Here is a 25,247-nt window from a genome sequence, read left to right on the forward strand (position 1 = left end):
GACCTCGAATTAAGTCGAAGAAGTGGCGAACCGCCGTTAGCTTCCCCTCATCGAATTGAACGCATCCGAGGGAGTTACCGATGCGCGCTCTGACCGCCATGGCCGTGCTGGCCGCCGCCGTTTCCGCCGCCTCCTTGACGAGTGGGGCCGTCGCCCAGGCCGCGCCCTCCGTGAAGATCAAGGACGCCGTCGCCCGCGTGGTGGTGATCCCCGAGAACCGCTCGGACGTGAAGGTCGAGTTCCTGACCACCAACGCCAGCCTGCCGCTGGAAGTCCGCAACGAGGGCGACGAGGTGGTCGTCGACGGCGACCTGCGCATGAACAAGATCAACGGCTGCAACAACCGCAATGGCAAGATCTGGGTGAAGGTGCGCGGCGTGGGCGAGGTGTCCTACGACAACTTCCCGCAGATCGCGGTCCGCGTGCCGATGGACGCCAAGGTCAAGGCCGGCGGCGCGGTGTTCGGCGACATCGGTCGCTCCAGCAACGTCGACCTGGCCAACGCCGGCTGCGGCGACTGGACCGTGGCCAACACCAAGGGCGAGCTGAAGGTCGGCCTGGCCGGCTCGGGCGACGTCAAGACCGGCTCGGCCGCCTCGGCCGAGATCAGCCTGGCCGGTTCGGGCGACGTCAGCGCCCAGGCCATCGGCGGCGACCTCGAGGTCAACATCGCCGGGTCGGGTGACGTCACGGTCGCCAGCATCGCCGGCAAGCTGGAAGGCAATATCGCCGGCTCGGGCAACATCACCGTCGCCGGCGGCCGCAGCCGTGCGGTCGAAGTGAACGTGATGGGCTCGGGCGACGTCACCTTCAACGGCGAGGCCGGTTCGGTCGACGTCTCGGTGGCCGGCTCGGGCGACATCCGCATCGCCAAGGTCACCGGCCCGGTCAAGAAGCATGTGGCCGGCTCGGGCGACGTGATCATCGGCCAGTAAGCGCCGCCGCGATCACTCTATATATTAGAGCGAAGGCTCCGGGATCGCTCCCGGGGCCTTCTTCATGTCCGGACCTTGGGTCCTCGACGTCCTTAGCGGACGCCGAAGCCGAACAGGTCGCTAGCCGTGGCCAGGTCGGCGCCGGCGCGGTCGCGGTCCTTCAGGCTGCCGCCGAAGGTGTAGCGGACGCCGACCCGGACGGCGTCCGAGTTCAGCTTGGCCAGGTCCTTCGATTCCGCGTGGGTGTACTTGGCGAAGGTCGACCAGCCGCTGTTCGCGAACTTGTACTCGCCGCCGGCATTCACGTCCCACAGGTCGGCATTGACGTTGGTGTCGATGCGCGACCAGCCGGCGCCGGCGTTCAGGCGGAAGTTATCCGACACGAAGTAGCGGGCTTCGCCGCGGACCGAGTACAGGTCGGCGTCCAGGTCGTTCGACTGGCCGTAGGCGACCAGGCCCGTCAGGGTGACCTTGTCCAGGTACTTCTGGGCTTCGGCGCCGACGGCCCACAGGGTGTCGTTCGACGGACGCGACAGGGCGGTGAAGCCGCCGACGCGAACGGTGTCGCCGATCTTGGTGGTCAGGTGGACGGCGCCCGAGGCGACGGTTTCGTCCGACAGGTCGTTGTCCGAGATCGAAACGTCGCCGTTGGCGGTCACGGTCCAGGCGCCTTGCAGCGGGATGGCGACCGAGCCGTCGAGCACGGCCGAGGTGCCGTCGGCGCCGCCGAGGCGGGTGTTCAGGTCGGTATAGTTCACGGCTGCGCCGACCGAACCGACGTTCTGGGCGAAGGCCGGGGCCGAGACGGCGGCGGCGATCAGGGCGGCGGTGGCGAAGAGCTTGGTATTCATTGGGTCTATCCCCTTACACAACAGTGGCTCCTCCGACTGGCTGGACGGTCGTTGTTGGGGGGAGGGCCGCCCAGTCCGTCGGGGAGGAGCGGCATCTATGGAGGTTCGACCGGGCGCTCAAGGCGAACGGCGGCGCTTGTGGGCCGAATAATGCATTTTTGTGACACTTGCGGAGGCGCGCTTTTCGCCTACGCGCCAGCGTGCGCACGTTCTTGCTTTGCTTGGCCGGAAAGTCGTTAAAAGCGGACCGACGTTATGTTTGCGCGGGCCTTGCGCCCGGCGGGGAGGGCGCCTATTCAGAACCCGCCCGACGACTCGAGTCCTTCCCGGACGAGATGAACCGGACAGAGCGCTTGACGAAACCGATTCCGGAACGTACAAGCGCGCCTCTGTTGGACCGGCTGTGAACTTTCGAGTTCAAACGCGGTTCGCGAGACGCCCGGACATAGCGCCGCCAACCTTCTCTCGAGAAGGGGCGCAATATCTGGACAACCACCCCGGCGGGCGACCGCAGGGGTATTTTGTTTTGCGGACGCTGCGTACGAGCTCTCTCGGGAGTTCGAGTTGGTCTTTGAAATGGTTCGAGACGCGGGCGCAGCCCACTAGGAAACCGAGCGATATGGATCGTCAGAACATCCGCATCCGGCTCAAGGCCTTCGATCACCGCGTGTTGGATCATTCCACGCGCGAGATCGTCAATACGGCCAAGCGCACGGGCGCGACGGTGCGGGGCCCCATCCCCCTGCCCACGCTTATCGAGAAATTCACCGTCAACCGTTCGCCGCACGTCGACAAGAAGTCGCGCGAGCAGTTCGAGATCCGTACGCACAAGCGCGTCCTCGACATCGTTGACCCGACTCCGCAGACCGTGGACGCGCTGATGAAGCTCGACCTGTCGGCCGGCGTTGACGTCGAAATCAAGCTGTAAGGAGGGCCCGCTTATGACTCTCCCCACCCAACGCACTGGCGTCCTCGCCAAGAAGCTCGGCATGACCCGCTTCTTCGACGAAGCCGGTCAGCACGTGCCGGTCACCGTCCTGTCGCTCGACGGTTGCCAGGTCACGGCTCAGCGCACCGTTGAGAAGGACGGCTACACCGCCCTGCAACTCGGCGCCGGCGCCAAGAAAGCCAAGAACACCTCGAAGGCCCTGCGCGGTCACTTCGCGAAGTCGGCCGTCGAGCCGAAGCGCGTCGTCGCCGAGTTCCGCGTCGAAGAGGCCGCTCTGATCGAAGTCGGCGCCGAACTGACGGCCGACCACTTCGTCGCCGGCCAGAAGGTCGACATCCAGGGCCTCACCGTCGGTAAGGGTTTCGCCGGCGCCATGAAGCGCTGGAACTTCGGTGGTCTGCGCGCCACCCACGGTGTTTCGGTCTCGCACCGCTCGCACGGTTCGACCGGTAACCGCCAGGACCCGGGCCGTACGTTCCCGGGCAAGAAGATGGCCGGTCACCTGGGTCAAGAAACCGTCACCACGCTGAATGTCACCGTCTGGAAGGTGGACGTCGAGCGCGGCCTGATCCTGGTCAAGGGCGCCGTCCCGGGCCACGAAGGCAGCTACGTGAAGGTTCGCGACGCCGTGAAGAAGGCTCTCCCCGCCGACGCTCCGCGTCCGGGCGCCTTCCGCAAGGCTGGCGAAGCCGCTCCGGCCGCCGCTGAGACCCCCGCTGAAGAGGCCCCCGCGGCTGCGACCGAAGAGGGCGAAGGCTAATGAAACTCGACGTCATCAAACTGGACGGCGGCAAGGCCGGCTCCGTTGATCTCGACGACGCCATCTTCGGCATCGACGACATCCGCGGCGACATCCTGCAGCGCGTCGTGACCTGGCAGCTGGCCAAGCGCCGCTCGGGCAACCACAAGATTCAAGTTCGTAACGAGGTCTCTCGTACGAGCAAGAAGATGTACAAGCAGAAGGGCACCGGCGGCGCCCGTCACGGTTCGCGCCGTGCGGCCCAGTTCGTCGGCGGCGCCAAGGCCCACGGCCCTGTCGTCCGCAGCCACGCTTTCGACCTGCCGAAGAAGATCCGGGCCCTGGCTCTGCGCCACGCCCTGTCGTCGAAGGCCAAGTCGGGCGCGCTGGTCGTTCTGGACAGCGCCGTTCTGACCGAAGCGAAGACGGCCGCCCTGCGCGCCAACTTCGACAAGATCGGTCTGAAGAACGCCCTGGTCATCGCCGGTCCGGAAGTGGACGCGAACTTCAAGCTCGCCGCCCGCAACATTCCGAACGTCGACGTCCTGCCGAACGCCGGCCTGAACGTCTACGACGTGCTGCGTCGCCAGACCCTCGTCCTGACCAAGGACGCGGTCGAAGCGATCTCGGCTCGTTTCGCTGAGAAGGAAGCCGCCTAATGGCCGCCACCGCTCGCCACTACGACACGATCCTGTCGCCGGTGATCACCGAAAAGACGACCCTGCTCTCGGAGCAGAACAAGGTTGTCTTCAAGGTGGCCAACGACGCGACCAAGGACGAAATCGCCGCCGCCGTCGAAGAGCTGTTCAAGGTCAAGGTGACCAAGGTCAACACCATCGTGACCAAGGGCAAGACCAAGCGCTTCCGCGGCATCGTCGGGCGTCGCAACGACGTCAAAAAAGCTATCGTGACCCTGGCCGACGGCCAGTCGATCGACATCACGACGGGGCTCTAAGACATGGCCTTGAAGCACTTTAACCCGACCAGCCCCGGCCAACGCGGCCTGGTGCTGATCGACCGCAGCGAACTTCACAAGGGCAAGCCCGAGAAGAAGCTCGTTGAAGGCCTGACCAAGTCGGGCGGTCGCGGCGGCAATGGCCGTATCGCGGTCCGTTTCCGCGGCGGCGGCGCCAAGCGCCTGTACCGTCTGGTCGACTTCAAGCGTCGTAAGCAAGGCACGGCCACGGTCGTTCGTCTCGAGTACGATCCGAACCGCACCGCCTTCATCGCCCTGATCAAGTATCAGGCCGACGGCGAGCTGGCCTACATCCTGGCCCCGCAACGCCTGAAGGTTGGTGACGAAGTCGTCACCGGCGAGAAGGTCGACGTGAAGCCGGGCAACGCCTCGCCGCTGCGCACGCTGCCGATCGGCACGATCATCCACAACATCGAGCTGAAGCCCGCCAAGGGTGGTCAGATCGCCCGTTCGGCTGGCGCCTACGCCCAGCTGGTCGGTCGTGACGCCGGCTACGCCCAGATCCGCCTGAACTCGGGCGAACTGCGCATGGTGCTCGACTCGTGCATGGCCACCGTCGGCGCCGTGTCCAACCCCGACCACATGAACCAGAACCTCGGCAAGGCCGGCCGTTCTCGTCACATGGGCCGTCGCCCGCACGTCCGCGGTGTCGCCATGAACCCGGTCGACCACCCCCACGGTGGTGGTGAAGGCCGTACCTCGGGCGGTCGCCACCCGGTGACCCCGGCTGGTAAGCCGACCAAGGGCGCCAAGACCCGCGTCAACAAGGCCACGGACAAGTTCATCATCCGTTCGCGCCACAAAGCGAAGAAGGGCCGCTAAGCCATGACCCGCTCCGTCTGGAAAGGCCCGTTTGTCGACGGGTACCTCCTGAAGAAGGCCGACGCCGCTCTGTCGTCGGGCCGCAAGGACGTCATCAAGACCTGGTCGCGTCGCTCGACGATCATGCCGCAATTCGTCGGCCTGACCTTCGGCGTCCACAACGGCCACAAGCACGTCCCGGTCTCCGTGTCGGAAGACATGGTCGGCATGAAGTTCGGCGAGTTCGCTCCCACGCGTAACTTCCCGGGCCACGCCGCCGACAAGAAGGCCAAGAGGAAGTAATCATGGCCAAGCAGAAGCAAGAACGCCGCCTGCCGGCCGCCGAAGCGATGTGCAAGGTGCGCACCCTGCGCACCAGCCCGCGCAAGCTGAACCTGGTCGCTCAGTCCATCCGTGGCCTGAACGTCCAACGCGCTCTCAACGAGCTCGAGTTCAGCCACAAGCGCATCGCTCAGGACGTCCGCAAGGCGCTGTACTCGGCGATTTCGAACGCCGAGAACAACCACAACCTCGACATCGACTCCCTGGTCGTCGCCGAGGCCTATGTGGGCAAGAACCTGATCATGAAGCGTTTCTCGCCCCGCGCTCGCGGTCGCGCGACGCGCGTTGAGAAGCCGTTCTCCGAGATCACGATCGTGGTCCGCGAACTGGGTGAGGCCGCCTAATGGGTCAGAAAGTCAATCCGGTCGGGCTGCGGCTCGGCGTAAACCGCACCTGGGACAGCCGTTGGTTCGCCGACGGCGCCCAGTACGGCAAGATGCTGCACCAGGATCTCGCGATCCGGGCCGCCCTGAAGAAGCGCCTGTACCAAGCCGGTGTCTCGCGCATCATCATCGAGCGTCCGCACAAGAAGTGCCGCATCACGATCTATGCCGCCCGTCCGGGCGTCATCATCGGCAAGAAGGGCGCTGACATCGACAAGCTCCGCAAGGACCTGTCGATCAAGACCGAGGGCGAAGTCCACCTGAACATCGTCGAGATCCGCAAGCCGGAAACCGACGCTCAGCTGGTCGCGGAGTCCATCGCTCAGCAGCTGGAACGCCGGATCGCCTTCCGTCGCGCCATGAAGCGTTCGATCCAGTCGGCCGTGCGTCTCGGCGCCAAGGGCATCCGGATCAACGTCTCGGGTCGCCTCGGCGGCGCTGAAATCGCCCGCATGGAGTGGTATCGCGAAGGTCGCGTGCCGCTGCACACCCTGCGCGCTGACATTGACTTCGGTTTCGCCGAAGCCAAGACCACCTACGGCATCATCGGCGTGAAGACCTGGATCTTCAAAGGCGAGGTGCTGGAGCATGATCCGATGGCGCTCGACAAGCGCCTGGCCACCGAGTCCGGCCCGGCCGGCGAAGGTGGCGGCCGTGAGCGCGGCGATCGTCCCGACCGGGGCGACCGTCGTGACCGTCGCGATCGCGCCTAAGGATTAGATCGCCATGCTGTCTCCGAAAAAGACCAAATTCCGCAAGCAGTTCAAGGGCCGCATCCACGGCACTTCGAAGGGCGGCACCCTGCTGAACTTCGGTTCGTACGGCCTGAAGGCCGTCGAGCCGGAGCGCATCACGGCTCGTCAGATCGAAGCCGCCCGTCGCGCCATCACCCGCCAGATGAAGCGTCAAGGCCGCGTCTGGATCCGTATCTTCCCCGACGTGCCGGTCACCGGCAAGCCGGCCGAAGTCCGGATGGGTAAGGGTAAGGGCGCCGTGGATTACTGGGCCGCTCGCGTGGCTCCGGGCCGCATCATGTTCGAAATCGACGGCGTGCCGGACGATATCGCGCGTGAAGCTCTCCGCCTGGGCGCCGCCAAGCTGCCGATCCGCACCCGTGTTGTCACCCGCATCGATGCGGGCGTGGCCGTGGAGGCTTGAGGCTCATGAAGATCGCTGACATCCGGGGCCTGACCCCCGACCAGCTGGCCGACACCCTGATCAGCCTGAAGAAGGAGCAGTTCAACCTGCGCTTCCAGGCCGCCACGGGCCAGGTCGAGAAGACCCACCGCGTCAACGAGATCCGCAAGGATATCGCGCGGATCAAGACCGTGCTGCGCGCCAAGGCCGCGGCTTAAGGAGAACGATATGCCCAAGCGTATCCTCGAAGGGGTCGTCGTCTCCGACAAGGGCGATAAGACCGTCGTGGTGAAGGTCGAACGGACTATCGTTCACCCGATCCTGAAGAAGATCGTGCGTCAGTCGAAGAAGTACCACGCGCACGACGAATCCAACGCGTACAAGGCCGGCGAAGCAATTCGCATCGTCGAATGCGCTCCGAAGTCCAAGCTGAAGACCTGGGAAGTCCTTCCCAAGGCTTCCGCTTAATCTGGAAGGTTTAGACCATGATCCAGATGCAAACTAACCTGGAAGTCGCCGACAACTCTGGCGCTCGCCGGGTCATGTGCATCAAGGTGTTGGGCGGCGCAGGCCGTCGCTACGCCAGCGTCGGCGACGTTATCGTCGTCTCCGTGAAGGAAGCCATCCCGCGTGGTCGCGTGAAGAAGGGTGACGTGCTTCGCGCCGTCGTCGTTCGCGTGAACCAAAACCTGAAGCGCAAGGATGGCTCGGTCATCCGCTTCGACAAGAACGCCGCGGTGATCGTGAACAAGCAGAGCGAGCCGGTCGGCACGCGGATCTTCGGCCCGGTTCCTCGTGAACTGCGCGCCAAGAACCACATGAAGATCATCTCCCTCGCTCCGGAGGTGCTGTAATGGCCGCTAAGATCAAGAAGGGCGACCGCGTCGTCGTTCTGGCCGGCAAGGACAAGGGCAAGCAAGGCGCTGTCCTGCAAGTCCTGCCGAAGGATAGCCGGGTTGTCGTGGAAGGCGTGAACATGGTTTCGCGTCACACCAAGGCCACCCAAGCCGACCCGCAAGGCGGCATCAAGCAGAAGGAAGCCGCGCTGCACGTCTCGAACGTCGCCGTCGTGGACTCCAAGGGCAAGCCCACCCGCGTCGGCTTCAAGATCGAAGGCGACAAGAAGGTGCGCGTCGCCAAGACGACCGGCGAGGTGATCAATGGCTGATCAAGCTTACGAGCCCCGGCTGAAGACCGTTTATCGCGAGCGCATCCGCGCCGCGATGAAGGAGCAGTTCGGCTACACCAACGAGATGCAGATCCCCAAGCTGGACAAGATCGTCCTGAACATGGGTATCGGCGAGGCCGTGGCCGACTCCAAGAAGGCCCAGACCGCGCTGAAGGACCTGCAGGCGATCGCCGGCCAAAAGCCCGTCGCCACCAAGGCCCGCAAGTCGATCGCCGGCTTCAAGCTGCGCGAAGGCATGGTGGTGGGTGGCAAGGTCACCCTCCGCAAGGACCGGATGTACGAATTCCTGGACCGCCTGGTCACGATCGCGCTGCCGCGCGTGAAGGACTTCCGTGGTCTGAACGGCAAGAGCTTCGACGGCCGTGGCAACTACGCCATGGGCCTGAAGGAGCACCTGGTGTTCCCGGAAATCAACTATGACCAGATCGAACAGATCTGGGGCATGGACATCATCGTCTGCACCACTGCGAAGTCCGACCAGGAAGCCAAGGCTCTCCTGAAGGAATTCCAGTTCCCGTTCGTCAACTAAGAGCGGGAAGGGAAAGAAACCATGGCCAAGAAAAGCGCCGTCAACCGCAACGAAGCCGTCAAGGCTCTCGTCAAGAAGTTCGCCGAGAAGCGCGCCGCGCTGAAGGCGATCGCCAACGACGAAAGCCTGCCGCTCGAGGAGCGCTTCGACGCTCGCCTCAAGCTCGCCAAGCTGCCGCGTAACAGCGCCGCGATCCGCATCCGCAATCGCTGCGAAGTCACGGGCCGTCCGCGCGCCTACTACCGCAAGCTGAAGATGAGCCGTATCGCGCTCCGCGAACTGGGTTCGCAGGGTCAGATCCCCGGCCTCGTCAAGTCGAGCTGGTAAGGACGATCAGATGTCGATGAACGATCCCCTGAGCGACCTGATCGCTCGCATCAAGAACGCCGCCACGCGCAAGCGCAGCAAGGTCTCGACGCCGGCTTCCAAGCTGCGCGCCCGCGTCCTCGACGTGCTGGCCGACGAAGGCTACATCCGCGGCTACTCGCTGATCGAGAAGCCCGGTGCGTTCCCCGAATTCGAGATCGAGCTCAAGTACTTCGACGGTGAGCCCGTGATCGCCGAGATCAGCCGCGTGTCCAAGCCTGGCCGTCGCGTCTATTCGTCGATCAAGGACCTGAAGCCGATCAAGAACGGCCTGGGCATCTCGATCCTTTCGACGCCGAAGGGCGTCATGTCGGACACCGCCGCACGCGACGCTAACGTCGGTGGCGAAGTCCTCTGCCGCGTCTACTAGGCGCGGGAGGGAAAGAGCATGTCACGTATCGGTAAGAAAGCCGTCGCAATCCCCTCGGGCGTGCAAGTCACGCTCTCGGGTCAGACGGTCACGGTGAAGGGCCCCAAGGGTCAACTGTCGTGGACGATCGCCGACGAAGTCGAAGTCAAGCAAGAGGGCTCCGAGCTCCTGCTGACTCCGCGCGTCGACACGAAGCGCGCCAAGGGCATGTGGGGTCTGTCCCGCACGCTGGTGGCCAACATGGTGCAGGGCGTCACCGCCGGCTTCGAGGAAAGCCTCGAACTGGTCGGCGTCGGTTACCGCGCGGCCATGAAGGGCACCGCCCTCAGCCTCCAACTCGGTTTCAGCCACGATGTGGACGTTGCGGCCCCGGCCGGCATCACGTTCGCCACTCCGAAGCAAACCGAAATCAAGATCGCCGGCATCGATAAGCAGGCGGTCGGCGAGATTGCCGCGAAGATCCGCCGCATTCGTCCGCCTGAGCCGTACAAGGGCAAGGGCGTGCGTTATGCTGGCGAGAAGGTTCGCCGCAAGGAAGGCAAGAAGAAGTAAGCCATGGCGCTCTCTCCTCGTGAATCGGCGGCCAAGCGCGCTCAGCGCGTTCGCACCCGCCTCAAGAGCCTCGCTAACGGTCGTCCGCGTCTGTCGGTCTTCCGTTCGTCGAAGAACATCTACGCCCAGGTCATCGATGATGAACGCGGCGTGACCCTGGCGTCGGCTTCCACTCTGGAAGCCGAAGGCAAGGGCGCGGACAAGGATGCCGCCGCCGCTGTCGGCAAGCTCGTCGCCGAGCGCGCCATCGAAAAGGGCGTCAAGGACGTCGTGTTCGATCGTGGCGGTTACATCTTCCACGGCCGGGTGAAAGCCCTGGCCGACGCCGCGCGCGAAGCCGGCCTGAACTTCTAAGGGAACAGAAATGGCTCGTGGTGAACAACAGCGCGGTGAAGGCGGTCAACGCCGTGACCGTCGCGACCGCAACGCCCCCGAAGAGCGGGTCGACAGCGACATCGTCGAAAAGCTCGTCCACATCAACCGCGTCGCCGCCACCGTGAAGGGTGGCCGTCGCTTCAGCTTCGCCGCTCTGATGGTCGTTGGCGACCAAAAGGGCCGCGTCGGCTTCGGTCATGGCAAGGCGCGTGAAGTGCCGGAAGCCATCCGCAAGGCGACCGAAGAAGCCAAGAAGACGATGATCCGCGTTCCGCTGCGCGAATCCCGCACCCTGCACCACGACGGCGCTGGCCGTTGGGGCGCTGGCAAGGTGATGATGCGCGCGGCGCCTCCCGGCACCGGCGTCATCGCCGGCGGTCCGATGCGCGCGGTTCTCGAAACCCTGGGCGTCCAGGACGTCGTGGCCAAGTCGACGGGTTCCTCGAACCCGTACAACATGGTTCGCGCCACGTTCGAGGCCCTGAAGGTCCAGTCGTCGCCCCGCCAGATCGCCGCCAAGCGCGGCAAGAAGGTTGGCGACATCCTCGGCCGTCGCGCCGACGGCGCCTCGGCGCCGGAAGCCATCGAGGGCTAAGTCATGGCTGAAGCTAAGCAAGTCACGGTGCGCCAAACCGGCAGCCCGATCCGTCGTGAGAAGGACCAGCGCGCCACGCTCGCCGGTCTGGGTCTGAACAAGCTGGGCCGCGTGTCCACGCTGGAAGACACTCCGTCGGTCCGCGGCATGATCCGTAAGGTCGCGCACCTGCTGGAGATCGTCGAGTAAGTCTCTTACCCGACGCGAAATACGCCACCCCGGAGTGATCCGGGGTGGTTTTCGTTTGAAATCGTCCCTAATCGCGCCTTCGCCCCATTGAGTTTTCTCGCGTTTTGGGGTTTTAAGCGCGCTCTCATTTTCACAAGCCGAGTCCAGCCGCTGGCTGGGCGCAGATCTCCAAGGAGAGGCATATATGACCAAGCTGAACGAACTGGCCCCGCAGGAAGGCTCGACCAAGAACCGCATGCGCGTCGGCCGCGGCCCGGGTTCGGGCAAGGGCAAGACCGCCGGTCGCGGTGTGAAGGGCCAGAAGGCGCGCTCGGGCGTCGCCATCAACGGCTTCGAAGGCGGTCAAATGCCGCTGCACATGCGCATGCCGAAGCGCGGCTTCAACAACCCCTTCCGCCTGGAGTTCGCCGAAGTGAACCTGTGGCGCCTGGAGCAGGCCGTCGCCGCTGGCAAGTTCAAGAAGGGCGCAGAACTGGGCGCTGCTGAACTGGTCGCCGCCGGCGTCATCCGTCGCGAACTGGACGGCGTGAAGCTGCTGGGCAAGGGCGAGATCAAGACCGCCCTGAAGCTGACCGTCTACTCGGCCACCGAAGCCGCCATCAAGGCCGTCGAGGCCGCCGGTGGTTCGGTCACCGTGACCAAGAAGGCCAAGGCGCAAGCCGAAGCCTAAAGGCATATGTCATCCCGGTGAGCGCCTGGCGCTTTTCCGGGACTTCGTTTCGACCGGGATGACAGAATTAAGGGGCTCGCCGTGACAACACGGCGAGCCTCACCTATTTGTGGCCTCTACTCGGGCCTGCCCTTTTCAAATCGCTTGAAACGGATAAGCAGGCTCGGCGCCAAATTTCGTTGGAGTCGCCGGATCGGTATCCGGCCGTAGCGCTCCTGAGTCGTGGGGATCTGAATGGCCTCGGCCGCCGAACAACTCGCAGCCAACATGAATTTCGCGTCGTTCCAAAAGGCGACCGAACTTCACAAGCGTATCTGGTTCACGATCATCGCCTTGGTCGTCTACCGCCTTGGCACCTACGTTCCGATCCCTGGCGTCGATCCGGCCGCGTTCTCGCGCCTGTTCAGCGGCAGCGCCGAGGGCATCCTCGGCATGTTCAACACGTTCTCGGGCGGCGCCGTGCAGCGCATGGCCATCTTCTCGCTGAACGTGATGCCCTACATCAGCGCCTCGATCATCGTGCAGCTGATGGGCACGGTGTATCCGCCGTGGGAAAAGCTGAAGAAGGAAGGCGGGGAGGCGGGTCGCAAGACGCTCAACCAGTACACCCGCTACCTAGCCGTGGTGCTGGCCGTCGTGCAGTCGGCCTCGATCGCCATGGGCCTGCAGGCCCAGCCCGGCATTGTCGCCGGCGGCGTGGGCCCGGCCTTCTTCGTCGTCTCGACCGTCGTCACCCTGACCGGCGGCACCCTGTTCCTGATGTGGCTGGGCGAGCAGATCACCAGCCGCGGCGTCGGCAACGGCGTCAGCTTGATCATCTTCGCCGGCATCGTGGCCCACCTGCCGATCAGCCTGGGCCAGCTGCTGGTCCAGGCCCAGACCTCGGGCAACTACACCCCGCTGTTCCTGATCCTGATCGGCGCCGTGGGCGCCATCCTGGCCATCGTCTTCATGGAGCGCTCGCAGCGCCGCCTGCTGGTCCACTATCCCAAGCGCCAGCAGGGCAACCGCATGATCGGCGGCGAGAGCTCGTTCATGCCGCTGAAGATCAACACCTCGGGCGTCATCCCGCCGATCTTCGCCTCCAGCCTGCTGCTGCTGCCGACGACGGCCCTGCAGTTCGTGCAGACCGCCAACCTGCCGGCGTGGGCCTCGTGGCTGCCGGGCGTGGTCGGCGCGCTGCAGCACGGCCATCCGGCGTTCCTGATCTTCTACGCCCTGCTGATCATCTTCTTCTCGTTCTTCTACACCTCGGTCGTGTTCAACCCCGAGGAGACGGCCGAGAACCTGCGCAAGTACGGCGGCTTCCTGCCGGGCATCCGCCCGGGCAAGCGCACCGCCGAGTACCTGGACTACGTGCTGACCCGCCTGACCGTGATCGGCGCGGCCTACATCACCGCCGTCTGCGTCGCGCCGGAACTGGTGATGATGGCGATCAAGTCGAACCAGTTCGCCCTGGGCGGCACCTCGATCCTGATCGTCGTGACGGTGACCATGGACACCGTGGCGCAGATCCAGTCGCACCTCCTGGCCCACCAGTACGAGGGCCTGATCAAGAAGTCGAAGCTGCGCGGCGGCCGTAACCGCTAAGCCGGGCTTCAATTTAATTAGAAGCGTCGGAAGCCGGTTTGTCACAAAACCGGCTTCCGTTTTTATTCCCGGGGCTCTAGGTCTGCTCCGGGAGATAGCCGGGCGCAGACTCGGTGACGCGCGAAGGGGCTTTCATGAACTTGATCCTGTTCGGTCCGCCGGCGGCGGGGAAGGGCACCCAGGCCAAGCGCCTGGTCACCGAGCGTGGCATGGTCCAGCTGTCGACCGGCGACATGCTGCGCGCCGCCATCGCCTCGGGCTCGGAACTGGGCCGGCGCGTCAAGGGCGTGCTGGATCGCGGCGAGCTGGTGACCGACGAGATCGTCATCGCCCTGATCGAGGAGCGCCTGCCCGAGGCCGAAGCGGCCGGCGGCGCGATCTTCGACGGTTTCCCGCGGACGGTCGCCCAGGCGCAGGCCCTGGATAAGATGTTGGCGGCCCGGGGACAGAAGATCGACTCCGTTCTCCGACTCAAGGTAGACGAGCCGGCCCTGATCGAACGGATCAAGAAGCGGTTCGAAGAGCAGGGACGGCCCGACGACAATCCCGAAGTGTTCGTGACCCGGTTGGCCGCCTACAATGCCCAGACCGCGCCGCTGCTGCCCTACTACGAAGGGCAGGGGAAGCTGACGGAGCTGGATGGAATGGGTTCGGTCGAAGCCGTCGCCAATTCCATCGACGAAGCTCTGAGCGTCGTCGCTTAAGAAAAGCCCGAATTCACTGGAACCCCGGTGGATTCAGTTGTTGACGGAAGCGAAACGATCCCTATAACGGGGCGCTTCCGCGAAAGGGCGCGATCCGTGCGCGCCGGTTTTGGTCTTCGGACCGAGCCGGGCGCGCCGTTCGCGTCTTTAGTGCGTGACTAGGAGAACATTAGACGTGGCCCGTATCGCAGGCGTCAACATCCCGACGAACAAGCGCGTTCTGATCGCGCTTCAGTACATTCACGGCATCGGCCAAAAGTCCGCGCGTGAAATCATCACGAAGGTGGGCATCGAGGATGCGCGTCGGGTCAATCAACTGACCGACGCCGAAGTCCTGCAGATCCGCGAAACGATCGACCGCGACTACACCGTCGAGGGCGATCTGCGCCGCGAGAACTCGATGAACATCAAGCGTCTGATGGACCTGGCCTGCTACCGCGGCCTGCGTCACCGCAAGGGCCTGCCGGTCCGCGGTCAGCGCACCCACACGAACGCTCGTACCCGCAAGGGTCCGGCCAAGCCGATCGCCGGCAAGAAGAAGTAAGGTAGCCTGACCGATGGCCAAGGAACCGGGTCGCGTTAAACGTCGCGAACGCAAGAACATCACCTCGGGCGTGGCGCACGTGAACGCCTCGTTCAACAACACCATGATCACCATCACCGACGCCCAGGGCAACACGATCTCGTGGTCCTCGGCCGGCATGATGGGCTTCAAGGGCTCGCGCAAGTCGACCCCGTACGCCGCTCAGATGGCTGCGGAAGACGCGGGCAAGAAGGCCGCTGAACACGGCGTCAAGACGCTGGAAGTCAACGTCTCGGGTCCTGGTTCTGGCCGTGAATCTGCCCTGCGCGCTCTGCAAGCCGCGGGCATGACCATCACGACCATCCGCGACGTCACGCCGATCCCGCACAACGGCTGCCGTCCGCCCAAGCGTCGTCGCGTCTAGTACTTTTTAGACCACTAATCTCCTTCGCCGGCTGCGCAAAACGCGGCCGGCGAGCCGCGTTCAAGGGACCCGACCACGTGATCGAAAGAAACTGGAACGAGCTGATCCGTCCTGAGAAGCCGCAGATCGAAACCGGCGCCGATGCGACCCGCAAGGCCCGTATCGTCGCCGAGCCGCTCGAGCGCGGTTTCGGTGTGACGCTCGGCAACGCCCTGCGTCGCGTTCTGCTCTCGTCGCTGCAAGGCGCCGCCGTCACCGCCATCCAGATCGATGGCGTGGTGCACGAATTCTCTTCGCTCGAAGGCGTCCGCGAGGACGTCGTCGACATCGTTCTGAATATCAAGCAACTGGCCGTTCGGATGCACGCCGAAGGCCCGAAGCGCATGACCCTGCGCGCCACGGGCCCCGGCCCGGTGACCGCCGGTCAGATCGAAACCCCGGCCGACATCGAAATCCTGAACCCCGACCACGTGCTCTGCACGCTGGACGACGGCGCTTCGGTGCGCATGGAGTTCACGGTCAACAACGGCAAGGGCTACGTCCCGGCCGACCGTAACCGTCCGGAAGACGCGCCGATCGGCCTGATCGCCGTCGACGCCCTGTACTCGCCGGTCAAGCGCGTCGCCTATCGCGTCGAGCCGACCCGTCAAGGCCAGTCGCTGGACTACGACAAGCTGGTCCTGGAAGTGGAAACCAACGGCGCCGTCACTCCGGTGGACGCCGTGGCCTACGCCGCCCGGATCCTGCAGGATCAACTGCAGATTTTCATCACCTTCGAGGAACCGAAGGCCAAGTCGGCCGACGAGTCCAAGCCGGAACTGCCGTTCAACCCGGCCCTGCTGAAGAAGGTCGACGAGCTGGAACTGTCGGTCCGTTCGGCCAACTGCCTGAAGAACGACAACATCGTCTACATCGGCGACCTGATCCAGAAGACCGAAGCCGAGATGCTCCGCACCCCGAACTTCGGCCGCAAGTCGCTGAACGAGATCAAGGAAGTGCTCGCCGGCATGGGTCTGCACCTCGGCATGGACGTGCCGAACTGGCCGCCGGAGAACATCGAAGACCTGGCCAAGAAGTTCGAAGACCAAATCTAAGAACCTCGAAGCCTATCGCGCTTAATCCGGGCCGCTTCTCCTCTCTTCGGAAGGGAAGGCGGCCTGGGCCTTTTGAAGCCGCAACCGCGGTGGAGGGCCCCGGCGCTTCGCTCTGACCCGGTCGGGAAAGACCAGGATTGGTGACAATCAGGCGCTCATTCGTTTGGCGCCGCTCGGGCTGATCGCCCAGGAGATACAAAATGCGTCACGGTAAGGCTCACCGTAAACTCGGCCGCACCTCGGCTCACCGCACCGCCATGTTCGCCAACATGTCGGCCTCGCTGATCAAGCACGAGCAGATCGTCACCACCCTGCCCAAGGCCAAGGAACTGCGTCCGATCGTCGAAAAGCTGGTCACCCTGGCCAAGCGCGGCGACCTGCACGCGCGTCGTCAGGCCATCAGCTCGGTTCGCGACGTCGAACAAGTCGGCAAGCTCTTCGCGGTCCTCGGCCCGCGCTACAAGGACCGTCAGGGCGGCTACATCCGCGTCCTGAAGGCCGGCTTCCGCTACGGCGACAACGCCCCGCTGGCCGTCATCGAGTTCGTCGACCGCGACGTCTCGGAAAAGGGCAAGGACTCGGGTCCGGTCTACACGAACGAAGCCGAAGACTAAGCCTGGCCGTCGCCAGACAAAAAAGTTCAGCGTATGCTGAGACGAGAGGCCCCGGAGCGATCCGGGGCCTTTTCGTTGGGCGGTTGAAGCGGCGCAGCCGAGGGCGACTAACGACCCTTGGCGGACGTTTGCGATGGTCGCTACGCGACGCGATCATCCGCGCGCCAAGGCGCTCTGAATAGTCGTATCGCGACGAACGCTGGTGCGCCCATCGGGAGCCGGTGTGAGTGTCGTCATCGGCGACATCACTGCCCCGTCTCGCTGCGGACCCCGCCTATCGGGCCGAGAGGATTTGCCCCAGTTGGTCTGGCGTCCGCGTCAGACGCCTCAAGCGCGGATATTTCAGGCCTCCGCGATAGGCGATCTGAACGAGGCGAACCTGGCCATCGGCCTTCACGCTGAGCGCGATCGGGGGGGAGCCCGACTTGGCGGCCGAGGCGATCGCGGCGGTTAGCATCTCCGGGGTGTAAGGCTTGCCAGCGACTTTGACGATCCGCGTTCCGGCGATGACGCCGGCCCGGAAGAGCGGGCCGCCCCAGAGCACCTCCTTGACCACGCCGTCCCAGCCGATCTCCGCGCCCAGCGAGAAGGTCAACAGGCTGGCCTCGGCGTCCTTCTCATAGGCGGTGACATAGGCCGACGGTTGGGCCTCGAAGACCAGGCGCCAGCCCGAACGGGTCAGGCCGTCGAGCGGTGGGCGATCATGGGAGTCGAGGCGGGCGTTGAGGAAGCCGGCCCAGTCGTAGGGCGCGACCGCGTTCAAGGCGGTCACGACGTCCTCGAAGTCGTAGGTCGAAACGTTCATGTCGCCGTCGTCGACGCCGAAGAAGGCGCGGGCGAAGTCGTCCAGCGACCTGGCGCCGTTGGTGCGCTCGCGGATCAGGGTGTCGACGTCCAACCAGAGTAGCTGGCCTTCCTCGTAGTAGTCGAGCGCGCGCAGCCAGCTGGTGGAGCCGGTCCCGCCGGCCGAGTTCATGATGTAGGCGTTCGTCGTGTCCCGCAGGCTGCGCCAGCTGCGCCCTGGCGTGGCCTGGGCGTTGGCCGCGATCAGGGCCAGGCGCTGGCGCATCTGCTCGGGCGAATATAGGCCCGACCGGGTTGCCAGCGTGTCGCCGTAGTACTCGGTCAGGCCCTCGTAGACCCAGAGCAGGCTATTGCGCATCGGCGTCGTATAGTCCGGCGTCCAGAGGTCGGCCGGACGGCGGTGCTTGCCGTTCCAGGCGTGCACATACTCGTGGGCCAGGATGTCTCGACCGGTGAACACCGTGTCCCAGGCCGTGAAATAGCCCGCCGAACTGTAGCCGTTCTCGCTGGACCTCTGATGTTCGGCGCCCAGATAGCCGACCGTGGGATTCAGGCTGAGCAGAAAGTCGTAATGGTCGAAATTGCGCGCGCCGCCGAACAGCCTGTCGGCCTGCTGGACGAGGCGGCGATGGATCGCGACCTGGGCTGGGGTCGCCTTCAGATCCTTGGGCGAGTCGGCGAACACATTGAGCCGGACCGGGCGCGGCGATCCGGGATCGAGGTCGAAGCTGGCCTTGTGGCGGCCGGCGTAGACGGGCGAGTCCATCAGGGTTTCGAAGTTGGTGGCGGCAAACCGCGTGGTCCCGCCATTCGTCTCCGCGCCGTCCAGGGCGGTGGCGATGCTCCAGCCAGCTGGAACGGTCAGGGTGGGGCGGATGCGAATACGGCCGACCTCATAGCCGGCGGGATAGAGGGCGACGGCGGTCCATTTCAGCAGGACCAGGTTCGGTGTCACCGCGATGCGCACCGGACCGCCGGGCTGGGCCGTGGGCTGCTCCAGCTGGATGGTCAAGGACCGGACGCCGGCCGGAACGTCCAGGTGGAAGGCGGTCATCTCGACCGGATCGCGCCGCCAAGCCAGGCGGCGGCCGTCGTCGGCGGTGACCATGAAACCGCTCATCAGCACGATCTGGGCGCTGGGCGAGTGTTCCCCGGGAATCCATTTGGGCAGGGACAGCACCAAGGGGCCGGGCGTCACCGGGATGGTCTCGGTGACCTTGAACACCTTCCGCGTCGTGTCGCTGACGTCGACCTTCAGGTCGATGACGCCGGGATAGTCGATGGCGCGCGCCGCGGGGATCGGCGGCGAGGGTGGGGCTGGCCTGGGGTCGCCCAGCGCTGAAGACGCCGACATCGCCAGGCACGCGGCCAATACTAGCTTCAGCGTCATGCGGGCGTCTCCTCGCGAGCATAGCGGAGCGGTCGCGACGCGACCGCTCCGGTCCTGGCGTCACAGGCCGCTGGCGCCGCCGAACTTGTGGGTCAGCTGCAGGAAGTAGCTGCGGCCCGTCGAGGAGAACCACGAGGTGTCATAGTACGGATAGCCCGAATAGGTCGGGTCGCGCGGCGGGTCCTTATCCAGCAGATTGTCGATGGCCAGGCTCACGCGCGTGCGGTCGTTGATCTCGTACTGGACCGTGGCGTTGACCATGTAGGTGGCCTTGGTCCAGCCGTCCTCGTTGTAGTTCGGGATACGATCCAGGCGTTGGCCGTGCAGGCCGACGCTGAGGCCGTCTAGCGTCCAATTGATCGCCGCGCTGCTCTTGGTGCGCGGGATGTCGTAGCCGCTGTCGAAGGCCAACTGGTTCTCGATCGGGTCGCCCGGATACTGGCGGCTGGTGTGGTTGTGCACCCAGGTGTGGGCGAGGCTGAAGCTGAACGTCCCCAGGCTGCTGGTCGGCAAACGATAGTGGGCCGCGACGTCGACGCCGGTCGTCCGCTCGGTGGCGACATTGATCGGGTTGATCGTCACGCTGCTGATCTGGCCCGGATTGATGGCCGCGCTCAGCGGATTGCGCTTCACGCGCGCCAGGGCGTCGACACAGGTCGGCGAGGTGATGCTGACGGCGGTGCCCGCCGACGTCTTTCCGATCCGGCAGTCGGCTTCCTGGCGCAGGACGCTGTCCAGGCTCATGTCGAGCACGGCGTTGTCCAGCTGGACGCGGAAGTAGTCCACCGAGATGTCGAAGTTGCGGACAGGCGACCAGACCGCGCCATAGTTGAACGACTTCGAGGTCTCGGGCTTCAGCTTGGCGTTGCCCAGACGCACCTTGACCAGCCCTTCGTCGGCGTAGCTGCAGTCGCCCACGTCCTCGTCCGGCTCCTCGGTGCGGCAGCGGTAGTAGTCGGTGCCCGAGGGGTGGCTGATGCCCTCCTTGGCGAACACGTAATGCAGGTCCGGCGCGCGGAAGCCGGTGCCGTAGGCGGCGCGCAGCAGCAGCGTCTTCATCGGACGCCACTCGACGCCGCCGTTGTAGGTGAACTTGTCGATCGTGTTGCCGCCGTACTTGTAGCTGTCGTAGCGGCCGGCGGTGGACAGCTCGAGGCTGCGCAGCAGAGGCGCGCGGAACTCGTAGCCGGCGCCCCAGTGGTCGCGGGAACCCGAGCCGTCCGCATCGCGCAGGCCGTAATAGTAGTTCACCGTGGCCAGCGGATCGAGGCCCAGCTTGTAAGACTGGCGGCCGTACTCGGCGACCGCGGCGAAGCCCACCGGACCGGCGGGCAGATGGAACAGTTCCGCCTGGTTGATCTGGAACGACACGCCCTGCTGGCGGGCGACGGGCTTGTAAGTCGTGCGCGCGGTGATCGAGTCGAACTCGGCCGTGGTCAGGGGCTTGTAGAGACGCGCCGGGTCGGCGTTGAAGATCGGATAGCCGCTGTCGGCGTCGACGCCCAGCTGCGAGCCCAGGAACAGGGCGGTCGCCTTCGAGGTCACCACCTTGGGCCAGCTGATCGACGAGCGGTATTGGCTGAAATTGTAGAAGGCCTCGTAGTCCCAGCCGCCGCCCAGCGAGCCCTTCACGCCCGGCGTGATGCTGAAGGTCTTAGAGACGTTCTTGATGAAGCCCTTGTTCAGCCCGCCCATCTCCTCGGGCGTGAAGTTGCGGTGCCAAAGATCCAGCGCGCCGGTGAACTGGTTGTAGAAGATCCCGTCCTCGCTGCCGTTGGCGTCCTGGTACTCCCAGTTCAGGACGTCCTGGAACTGCCGGGTGCGGCTGTAGCCCGCCGAGATGTCGGCGAAGAACGAGAGCGTGTCGCGCGGCGCGTAGTTCAGCGAGGCTACGACATTGGCGCTCTTGCGCTCGCTCACGATCGTGCCGTAGCCGATCGAGCTGTAGCTGCCGCAGTAGTAGCCGGGGCCGTAGTCGTCGAGATCGGCGTCGTAGGCGCCCCAACCGGGGCGGCTGACATATTCGATCGACCCGCCGTTCAGTTTCGACAGAGCCTTGCAGGTGCTTGCGCCGGGGTCGACATAAACGTCTTCGGACGGATCCATGCGCAGGAAGTCCCGCCGCGCGATGGCGGTGCGGCTGCTGGGGCTGTCCTTGGTGCTGTCCTGGATATCCCGGTCATAGGCCCACATCGGGCGCTGGTTGACGAACTCGCCGCCGATCACCAGGTCGAAATCGTTCTTCGAATAGCCGCTCGAGATGTTGACGCGCTGGCTGGCGCCGCCGCCATGCTCATAGCCGCCGAAGGTCACGTCGACGGTCGTGCCGTCGACCTTCTTCTTCAGATTGAAGTTCACGACGCCCGAGATGGCGTCGGAGCCATAGACCGCCGAGGCGCTGCCGCTCAGCACCTCAATGCGATCGATCATGCCCAGCGGGATCGACGAGGTGTCGGTGAAGGCGCTCTTGCCGTTATAGGGTAGAGGGAAGTCAGCGATCCGACGACCGTTGACCAGCACCAGCGTGTGGTTGGGGCCAAGGCCGCGCAGGTCAACCTGTTGGGCCCCCGGGGTCCAGTCCATGCCGCTGGACGACTGCTGGGTCTGGGTCTCGCCGCCATTCTGGGTCAGCGAGCGCATGACGTCGGGGACGCTGTTGAAGCCGGCGGCCTTGATGCTGTCGCTGGTGATGACCGTGACCGGGGCGGGGCCTTCGGTTGCGATGCGAGGGATGCGCGAGCCGGTGATCACCAGCGCTTCGACGGTGTCGTCGCTGGTGGTCGACGTCGTCTGCGCGGCGGCCTGGCCGACGATCAGAAGGCCCGCGGCGCCGGCCAGCGCGCTGGCGCGAAGAAGATGCGTCTTCATCAATATCCCCCTTATTTGTTGCGCCGACGGTCCTGTCCTGGGTGCTCAGCACCTCGGCGTTACTCCGAGATTGCATCCATTTGGACCGCGACTTTCTCAGAGTGAAAGTCGGAAATGACAAATTGTCAAAACTTATGGACATATTGTGCATGCCGTGCAGCAATTTGGTCATTGCGCCGCGATGTTGGGCGATTGGGCTGTTCCTGTCGGCGAAACGTGTTGTCCCCGATCGCGAAAATTCGCGGGACGGTTAGGCTTGGCCCGAACGGAGGAAGCCAAATGGTTCGATTGGCATCGGCGATGGCCACGGTCGCGCTGCTGATGGGCGTGACCGCCGCGCGGGCGGCGACGCCCGCTGGACCCGACGCTGTCGGGCCGGGCTACGAGTACTACATGATCGGCGACGTGAACGCGCCGACGCCGGGCAAGACCGGGCCGTTGCTGGGTTTGTTCGGCGGCGGCGACTGGCCGATCGAAGCTTTCCGGACCTTCGTCAAGCAGTCGGGCGGCGGCCACATAGTCGTGCTGCGCGCCCGCGGCGGCCGCGAATTGCAGGACGAGATCTATAACGATGTCGGCGGCGTGGCCTCGGTCGAGACCCTGGTGATCCATGACGAGGACGCCGGCGAGGACCCCAAGCTCCTGGCGATCATCGCGCGCGCCGACGGCATCTTCTTCGGCGGCGGCGACCAGAGCAATTACGTGCGCGCCTGGAAGGGCACGGCGCTGAACAAGGCGCTGGACGCTCACATCAAGGCGGGCAAGCCGATCGGCGGCACCAGCGCGGGGCTGGCGGTGTTGGGCGGCTATGTCTACGGCTGCCTGGATTCGATCAGCCTGACCTCGCCAGACGCGCTGAAGAACCCCACCGGGCCCAGCGTCACGCTGGTGCGCGACTTCCTGCACCTGCCGTATCTCTCCAAGGTGATCACCGACACCCACTTCGACAAGCGCGATCGCCAGGGGCGGCTGGTGACCTTCGTCGGGCGGCTGATCCAAGAGGAGAACGACACGGCGATCACTGGCCTGGGCGTGGACGAGGCTGGCGCCATGCTGGTCGACGGGCAGGGTATTGGCCGCTACTACGGCCCTGGCCATGCTTGGCTTGTGCGTCCGCTGAAGAAGCCGGCCACCATCATCGCCGGACAGCCGCTGACCTATACGTCGTTCCCGATCATCGGGCTGGGTCCCGACAGCACGCTCGATTTCAAGACGTTTGCAGTCACCAAGCCCGACTTCACCATCACCGCGCGTGTCGACAAGGGCGCGTTCGTCCGCAGCGACCGATAGATCCGCCCGACTGTCCGTTACCACCGAGATCAAGATGATGTTTCAGACGCTTCGCCGCTTTACCGTTCTCGCCCTTTTCGGCGTAACCCTTTCCACGCCGGCGTTGGCCGACCAGGCGCCCAAATGGTCTCTGGCCGTGCATGGCGGCGCCGGCGTGCTCGAGCGCGGTGAACTGACGCCCGAGAAGGACAAGGCCTTCCGCGCCGGCCTGGACGCGGCGCTCGAGGCGGGCGCCAAGGTTCTCAAAGCGGGCGGCTCCAGCCTCGACGCCGTCGAGGCGGCCGTGCGGGTGCTGGAAGACAACCCCCTGTTCAACGCGGGTAAGGGCGCGGTCTTCACCGCCGAGGGGCGCAACGAACTGGACGCGGCGATCATGGACGGCGCCACCTTGAAGGCCGGGGCGGTCGCGGGCGTGACGCGCACGCGCAACCCCATCAGCCTGGCTCGCGCGGTCATGGAGAAGTCGCCCCATGTCCTGCTGGCGCGCGAGGGCGCGGACCAGTTCTCCAAGGAGCAGGGCCTGGAACAGGCGCCGCCGGAGTACTTCTATACCGAGGAGCGCTGGAAGCAGTTGCTGGCCTGGCGCAAGGATCACCAGGCCATGTTGGATCCCACGCACCTGTTCGGCACGGTCGGCGCGGTCGCCCTGGATCAGGCCGGACACGTGGCCGCGGCCACCTCGACCGGCGGCATGACCGGTAAACGCTGGGGCCGGATCGGCGATAGCCCGATCATCGGCGCGGGGACCTATGCGCGTGACGGGGCCTGCGCGGTGTCGGCTACGGGCTCTGGCGAGTATTTCATTCGAGAGACCGCCGCGCGCCAGGTCTGCGACCGGGTGACCTGGAAGGGAGAGACCATCCAGCAGGCCGCGGACGGAACCATGGCTTCGATCACCAAGATCGGGGGCGACGGCGGGCTGATCGCCATCGACGGCCAGGGGCGGGCGGCGTTCGGCATGAACGACCTGGGCATGTATCGTGGCGCGATTTCCTCGGCGGCGCCCACGCCGCGGACGGCGATCTATGCCGACGAGCCGTCACCGCGTTGATTTGGAACGCCAGCAGGGGGGAGGCAAGGCTTGACGAAATCGGATGACCGGGGACTGAGCGATCTGGACCGGCGTCTGCTGGCCATGCTGCGGGAGGACTCCCGTCAGCCGGTGACCAAGCTGGCCACCGACCTGGGCCTTTCCCGCGCCAATGTCTATGCGCGCCTCAGCCGGCTGGAGGAGGAGGGGGTCATCGGCGGCTACACGGTGCGTCTTGGCGACCCCTACGACCGGCGGCTTATCCGCGCCCAGGTGATGATCAAGGCTTTGCTGAAGCACGGCAAGACCATCGAGGAGGCCCTTGCCGCCATCCCCGAGCTTTCGGCCTTGCATGCGATCAGCGGCGAGTACGACCTGATCGCGGTGGTCGAGGCCGAAACCGTCGGCGAGCTCAACGCGCTGATCGACCGGATCGGCGAGATCGAGGGCATCGAGCGGACGACCTCGTCGATCCTGCTGGCGACGAAAGTCCTGCGTTAGGGCTGCTCGCGGCGGTTTCTCCCGCCAGATCCGGCCAAGTCGGCGGTTTCCTGGGCGCGCGCCGGCTTAAGCTGCCGCTGAGCTTCAGCGGAGAAACGTCTTGAGCCTCCAGCGGATCGACACCGGACCCGGATTTCTGGGCGTGGCGGCCGACGCCGGTCATCACGATACCTTGCTGCGCGCCCACGTGATGTTGCGGCTGGCGCGGTGCGACATGGCCGAGGCCGAGCGCGCCCTGGCCGAGATCGCCGGCCTGACCGCCCTGCACCAGATTTCGGGCGACTATGACCTCGTCGCGGTGGTCGAGGCTCCCCACGCCGAGGCGCTCGACGCGCTCGTCGCCAGGATCGCGCGCCAGCGCGGCGTCAGCGCGGCCATGACCTCGCGCCTGCGCGCGTTGGTCAGTCCTTCTCGCGCCCGATCCTTCGCCTCGGCGACGCCCGCGACACGCTAACACGGGAGCTTGC

Annotated in this window: 35 protein-coding genes; 32 read left to right on the forward strand and 3 right to left on the reverse strand. The window is 65.2% G+C overall.

The window, feature by feature from the left end; genetic code table 11:
* The first annotated feature begins 80 nt into the window (after window positions 1-80).
* Entirely contained in the window at window positions 81-935 is an 855-nt protein-coding gene (locus K8940_RS08140) for a GIN domain-containing protein (RefSeq protein ID WP_223394538.1), read from the forward strand.
* Between the two features lie 92 nt (window positions 936-1,027).
* Here K8940_RS08140 and K8940_RS08145 read toward each other — a convergent pair whose 3' ends face one another.
* A complete protein-coding gene (locus tag K8940_RS08145; RefSeq protein WP_223394539.1) occupies window positions 1,028-1,786 on the reverse strand; it encodes an outer membrane protein in 759 nt (252 codons plus the stop codon).
* A 619-nt stretch (window positions 1,787-2,405) separates the two neighbouring features.
* On the opposite strand from K8940_RS08145, the gene rpsJ reads away from it, so the two are divergent.
* From rpsJ to rplQ, 27 genes are all read left to right on the forward strand, one after another.
* A complete protein-coding gene (rpsJ, locus tag K8940_RS08150) occupies window positions 2,406-2,714 on the forward strand; it encodes a 30S ribosomal protein S10 (protein ID WP_004616952.1) in 309 nt (102 codons plus the stop codon).
* A 13-nt stretch (window positions 2,715-2,727) separates the two neighbouring features.
* Window positions 2,728-3,495 (forward strand): 50S ribosomal protein L3, encoded by a 768-nt coding sequence (gene rplC / locus K8940_RS08155; RefSeq protein WP_223394540.1) that lies wholly within the window; start codon window positions 2,728-2,730, stop codon window positions 3,493-3,495.
* Window positions 3,495-4,133, forward strand: coding sequence for a 50S ribosomal protein L4 (gene rplD, locus K8940_RS08160; RefSeq protein WP_223394541.1), 639 nt, complete (start codon window positions 3,495-3,497; stop codon window positions 4,131-4,133). The genes rplC and rplD overlap by 1 nt, the downstream gene beginning before the upstream one ends.
* Window positions 4,133-4,429 carry a 50S ribosomal protein L23 gene (locus tag K8940_RS08165; RefSeq protein WP_004616934.1) on the forward strand — a complete coding sequence of 99 codons (297 nt, stop codon included), beginning with the start codon at window positions 4,133-4,135 and terminating at the stop codon, window positions 4,427-4,429. Before rplD ends, K8940_RS08165 begins: the two co-directional genes overlap by 1 nt.
* Window positions 4,430-4,432: 3 nt before the next feature.
* A complete protein-coding gene (rplB, locus tag K8940_RS08170; protein ID WP_223394542.1) occupies window positions 4,433-5,272 on the forward strand; it encodes a 50S ribosomal protein L2 in 840 nt (279 codons plus the stop codon).
* 3 nt (window positions 5,273-5,275) lie between these two features.
* Window positions 5,276-5,554: a 30S ribosomal protein S19 gene (rpsS, locus tag K8940_RS08175; RefSeq protein ID WP_099442405.1), complete on the forward strand. Its 279-nt coding sequence runs from the start codon at window positions 5,276-5,278 to the stop codon at window positions 5,552-5,554.
* Window positions 5,555-5,556: 2 nt separating this feature from the next.
* Complete coding sequence (gene rplV, locus K8940_RS08180) at window positions 5,557-5,937, forward strand: 50S ribosomal protein L22 (protein ID WP_010919132.1); 381 nt, start codon at window positions 5,557-5,559, stop codon at window positions 5,935-5,937.
* Window positions 5,937-6,689 carry a 30S ribosomal protein S3 gene (gene rpsC / locus K8940_RS08185; RefSeq protein WP_223394543.1) on the forward strand — a complete coding sequence of 251 codons (753 nt, stop codon included), beginning with the start codon at window positions 5,937-5,939 and terminating at the stop codon, window positions 6,687-6,689. The genes rplV and rpsC overlap by 1 nt, the downstream gene beginning before the upstream one ends.
* A gap of 13 nt (window positions 6,690-6,702) precedes the next feature.
* The gene (rplP, locus tag K8940_RS08190) at window positions 6,703-7,134 is read left to right on the forward strand and encodes a 50S ribosomal protein L16 (RefSeq protein WP_223394544.1); all 432 of its coding nucleotides are present in this window, start codon (window positions 6,703-6,705) and stop codon (window positions 7,132-7,134) included.
* A 5-nt stretch (window positions 7,135-7,139) separates the two neighbouring features.
* Entirely contained in the window at window positions 7,140-7,331 is a 192-nt protein-coding gene (gene rpmC, locus K8940_RS08195; RefSeq protein ID WP_047413099.1) for a 50S ribosomal protein L29, read from the forward strand.
* Between the two features lie 10 nt (window positions 7,332-7,341).
* Window positions 7,342-7,581, forward strand: a complete 240-nt coding sequence (gene rpsQ / locus K8940_RS08200; protein ID WP_172265576.1) for a 30S ribosomal protein S17 — start codon at window positions 7,342-7,344, stop codon at window positions 7,579-7,581.
* Between the two features lie 17 nt (window positions 7,582-7,598).
* The gene (gene rplN, locus K8940_RS08205) at window positions 7,599-7,967 is read left to right on the forward strand and encodes a 50S ribosomal protein L14 (RefSeq protein WP_010919137.1); all 369 of its coding nucleotides are present in this window, start codon (window positions 7,599-7,601) and stop codon (window positions 7,965-7,967) included.
* The gene (rplX, locus tag K8940_RS08210) at window positions 7,967-8,281 is read left to right on the forward strand and encodes a 50S ribosomal protein L24 (RefSeq protein WP_223394545.1); all 315 of its coding nucleotides are present in this window, start codon (window positions 7,967-7,969) and stop codon (window positions 8,279-8,281) included. The genes rplN and rplX overlap by 1 nt, the downstream gene beginning before the upstream one ends.
* Window positions 8,274-8,831, forward strand: a complete 558-nt coding sequence (rplE, locus tag K8940_RS08215) for a 50S ribosomal protein L5 (RefSeq protein WP_223394547.1) — start codon at window positions 8,274-8,276, stop codon at window positions 8,829-8,831. Before rplX ends, rplE begins: the two co-directional genes overlap by 8 nt.
* Before the next feature lie 21 nt (window positions 8,832-8,852).
* Window positions 8,853-9,158: a 30S ribosomal protein S14 gene (rpsN, locus tag K8940_RS08220; protein WP_223394549.1), complete on the forward strand. Its 306-nt coding sequence runs from the start codon at window positions 8,853-8,855 to the stop codon at window positions 9,156-9,158.
* A gap of 10 nt (window positions 9,159-9,168) precedes the next feature.
* Complete coding sequence (rpsH, locus tag K8940_RS08225) at window positions 9,169-9,567, forward strand: 30S ribosomal protein S8 (protein ID WP_223394551.1); 399 nt, start codon at window positions 9,169-9,171, stop codon at window positions 9,565-9,567.
* Between the two features lie 18 nt (window positions 9,568-9,585).
* The gene (gene rplF, locus K8940_RS08230; RefSeq protein WP_223394553.1) at window positions 9,586-10,119 is read left to right on the forward strand and encodes a 50S ribosomal protein L6; all 534 of its coding nucleotides are present in this window, start codon (window positions 9,586-9,588) and stop codon (window positions 10,117-10,119) included.
* Between the two features lie 3 nt (window positions 10,120-10,122).
* Window positions 10,123-10,473: a 50S ribosomal protein L18 gene (rplR, locus tag K8940_RS08235; RefSeq protein ID WP_013078658.1), complete on the forward strand. Its 351-nt coding sequence runs from the start codon at window positions 10,123-10,125 to the stop codon at window positions 10,471-10,473.
* Between the two features lie 10 nt (window positions 10,474-10,483).
* Complete coding sequence (gene rpsE / locus K8940_RS08240) at window positions 10,484-11,089, forward strand: 30S ribosomal protein S5 (protein WP_010919144.1); 606 nt, start codon at window positions 10,484-10,486, stop codon at window positions 11,087-11,089.
* A 3-nt stretch (window positions 11,090-11,092) separates the two neighbouring features.
* Complete coding sequence (gene rpmD / locus K8940_RS08245; RefSeq protein ID WP_058348448.1) at window positions 11,093-11,278, forward strand: 50S ribosomal protein L30; 186 nt, start codon at window positions 11,093-11,095, stop codon at window positions 11,276-11,278.
* Between the two features lie 184 nt (window positions 11,279-11,462).
* The gene (rplO, locus tag K8940_RS08250; protein WP_013078660.1) at window positions 11,463-11,948 is read left to right on the forward strand and encodes a 50S ribosomal protein L15; all 486 of its coding nucleotides are present in this window, start codon (window positions 11,463-11,465) and stop codon (window positions 11,946-11,948) included.
* Between the two features lie 234 nt (window positions 11,949-12,182).
* Window positions 12,183-13,538 carry a preprotein translocase subunit SecY gene (secY, locus tag K8940_RS08255; protein ID WP_223394555.1) on the forward strand — a complete coding sequence of 452 codons (1,356 nt, stop codon included), beginning with the start codon at window positions 12,183-12,185 and terminating at the stop codon, window positions 13,536-13,538.
* Window positions 13,539-13,672: 134 nt separating this feature from the next.
* Complete coding sequence (locus K8940_RS08260; RefSeq protein ID WP_223394558.1) at window positions 13,673-14,242, forward strand: adenylate kinase; 570 nt, start codon at window positions 13,673-13,675, stop codon at window positions 14,240-14,242.
* Window positions 14,243-14,417: 175 nt separating this feature from the next.
* The gene (gene rpsM, locus K8940_RS08265) at window positions 14,418-14,786 is read left to right on the forward strand and encodes a 30S ribosomal protein S13 (RefSeq protein ID WP_010919149.1); all 369 of its coding nucleotides are present in this window, start codon (window positions 14,418-14,420) and stop codon (window positions 14,784-14,786) included.
* A gap of 13 nt (window positions 14,787-14,799) precedes the next feature.
* Complete coding sequence (rpsK, locus tag K8940_RS08270) at window positions 14,800-15,189, forward strand: 30S ribosomal protein S11 (protein WP_013078663.1); 390 nt, start codon at window positions 14,800-14,802, stop codon at window positions 15,187-15,189.
* 77 nt (window positions 15,190-15,266) lie between these two features.
* Entirely contained in the window at window positions 15,267-16,283 is a 1,017-nt protein-coding gene (locus K8940_RS08275; protein WP_047413138.1) for a DNA-directed RNA polymerase subunit alpha, read from the forward strand.
* 200 nt (window positions 16,284-16,483) lie between these two features.
* Window positions 16,484-16,897 carry a 50S ribosomal protein L17 gene (rplQ, locus tag K8940_RS08280; protein ID WP_066684384.1) on the forward strand — a complete coding sequence of 138 codons (414 nt, stop codon included), beginning with the start codon at window positions 16,484-16,486 and terminating at the stop codon, window positions 16,895-16,897.
* Window positions 16,898-17,171: 274 nt separating this feature from the next.
* On the opposite strand, the gene K8940_RS08285 is transcribed toward rplQ, so the two are convergent.
* A complete protein-coding gene (locus tag K8940_RS08285) occupies window positions 17,172-19,091 on the reverse strand; it encodes a M61 family metallopeptidase (protein WP_223394560.1) in 1,920 nt (639 codons plus the stop codon).
* Window positions 19,092-19,151: 60 nt separating this feature from the next.
* A complete protein-coding gene (locus K8940_RS08290) occupies window positions 19,152-21,959 on the reverse strand; it encodes a TonB-dependent receptor plug domain-containing protein (RefSeq protein ID WP_223394562.1) in 2,808 nt (935 codons plus the stop codon).
* 279 nt (window positions 21,960-22,238) lie between these two features.
* Between K8940_RS08290 and K8940_RS08295 the strand changes: the two genes are divergently transcribed.
* From K8940_RS08295 to K8940_RS08310, 4 genes are all read left to right on the forward strand, one after another.
* Complete coding sequence (locus tag K8940_RS08295) at window positions 22,239-23,249, forward strand: cyanophycinase (protein ID WP_223394564.1); 1,011 nt, start codon at window positions 22,239-22,241, stop codon at window positions 23,247-23,249.
* A gap of 37 nt (window positions 23,250-23,286) precedes the next feature.
* A complete protein-coding gene (locus tag K8940_RS08300) occupies window positions 23,287-24,300 on the forward strand; it encodes an isoaspartyl peptidase/L-asparaginase family protein (RefSeq protein ID WP_411675586.1) in 1,014 nt (337 codons plus the stop codon).
* A 30-nt stretch (window positions 24,301-24,330) separates the two neighbouring features.
* On the forward strand, window positions 24,331-24,780 hold the full coding sequence (locus tag K8940_RS08305; protein WP_223394568.1) for an Lrp/AsnC family transcriptional regulator: 450 nt from the start codon (window positions 24,331-24,333) through the stop codon (window positions 24,778-24,780).
* A gap of 100 nt (window positions 24,781-24,880) precedes the next feature.
* Entirely contained in the window at window positions 24,881-25,234 is a 354-nt protein-coding gene (locus K8940_RS08310) for an Lrp/AsnC ligand binding domain-containing protein (RefSeq protein WP_223394571.1), read from the forward strand.
* Window positions 25,235-25,247: the final 13 nt, after the last annotated feature.

This window comes from Caulobacter segnis (genome assembly GCF_019931575.1).
Classification (GTDB): domain Bacteria; phylum Pseudomonadota; class Alphaproteobacteria; order Caulobacterales; family Caulobacteraceae; genus Caulobacter; species Caulobacter segnis_C.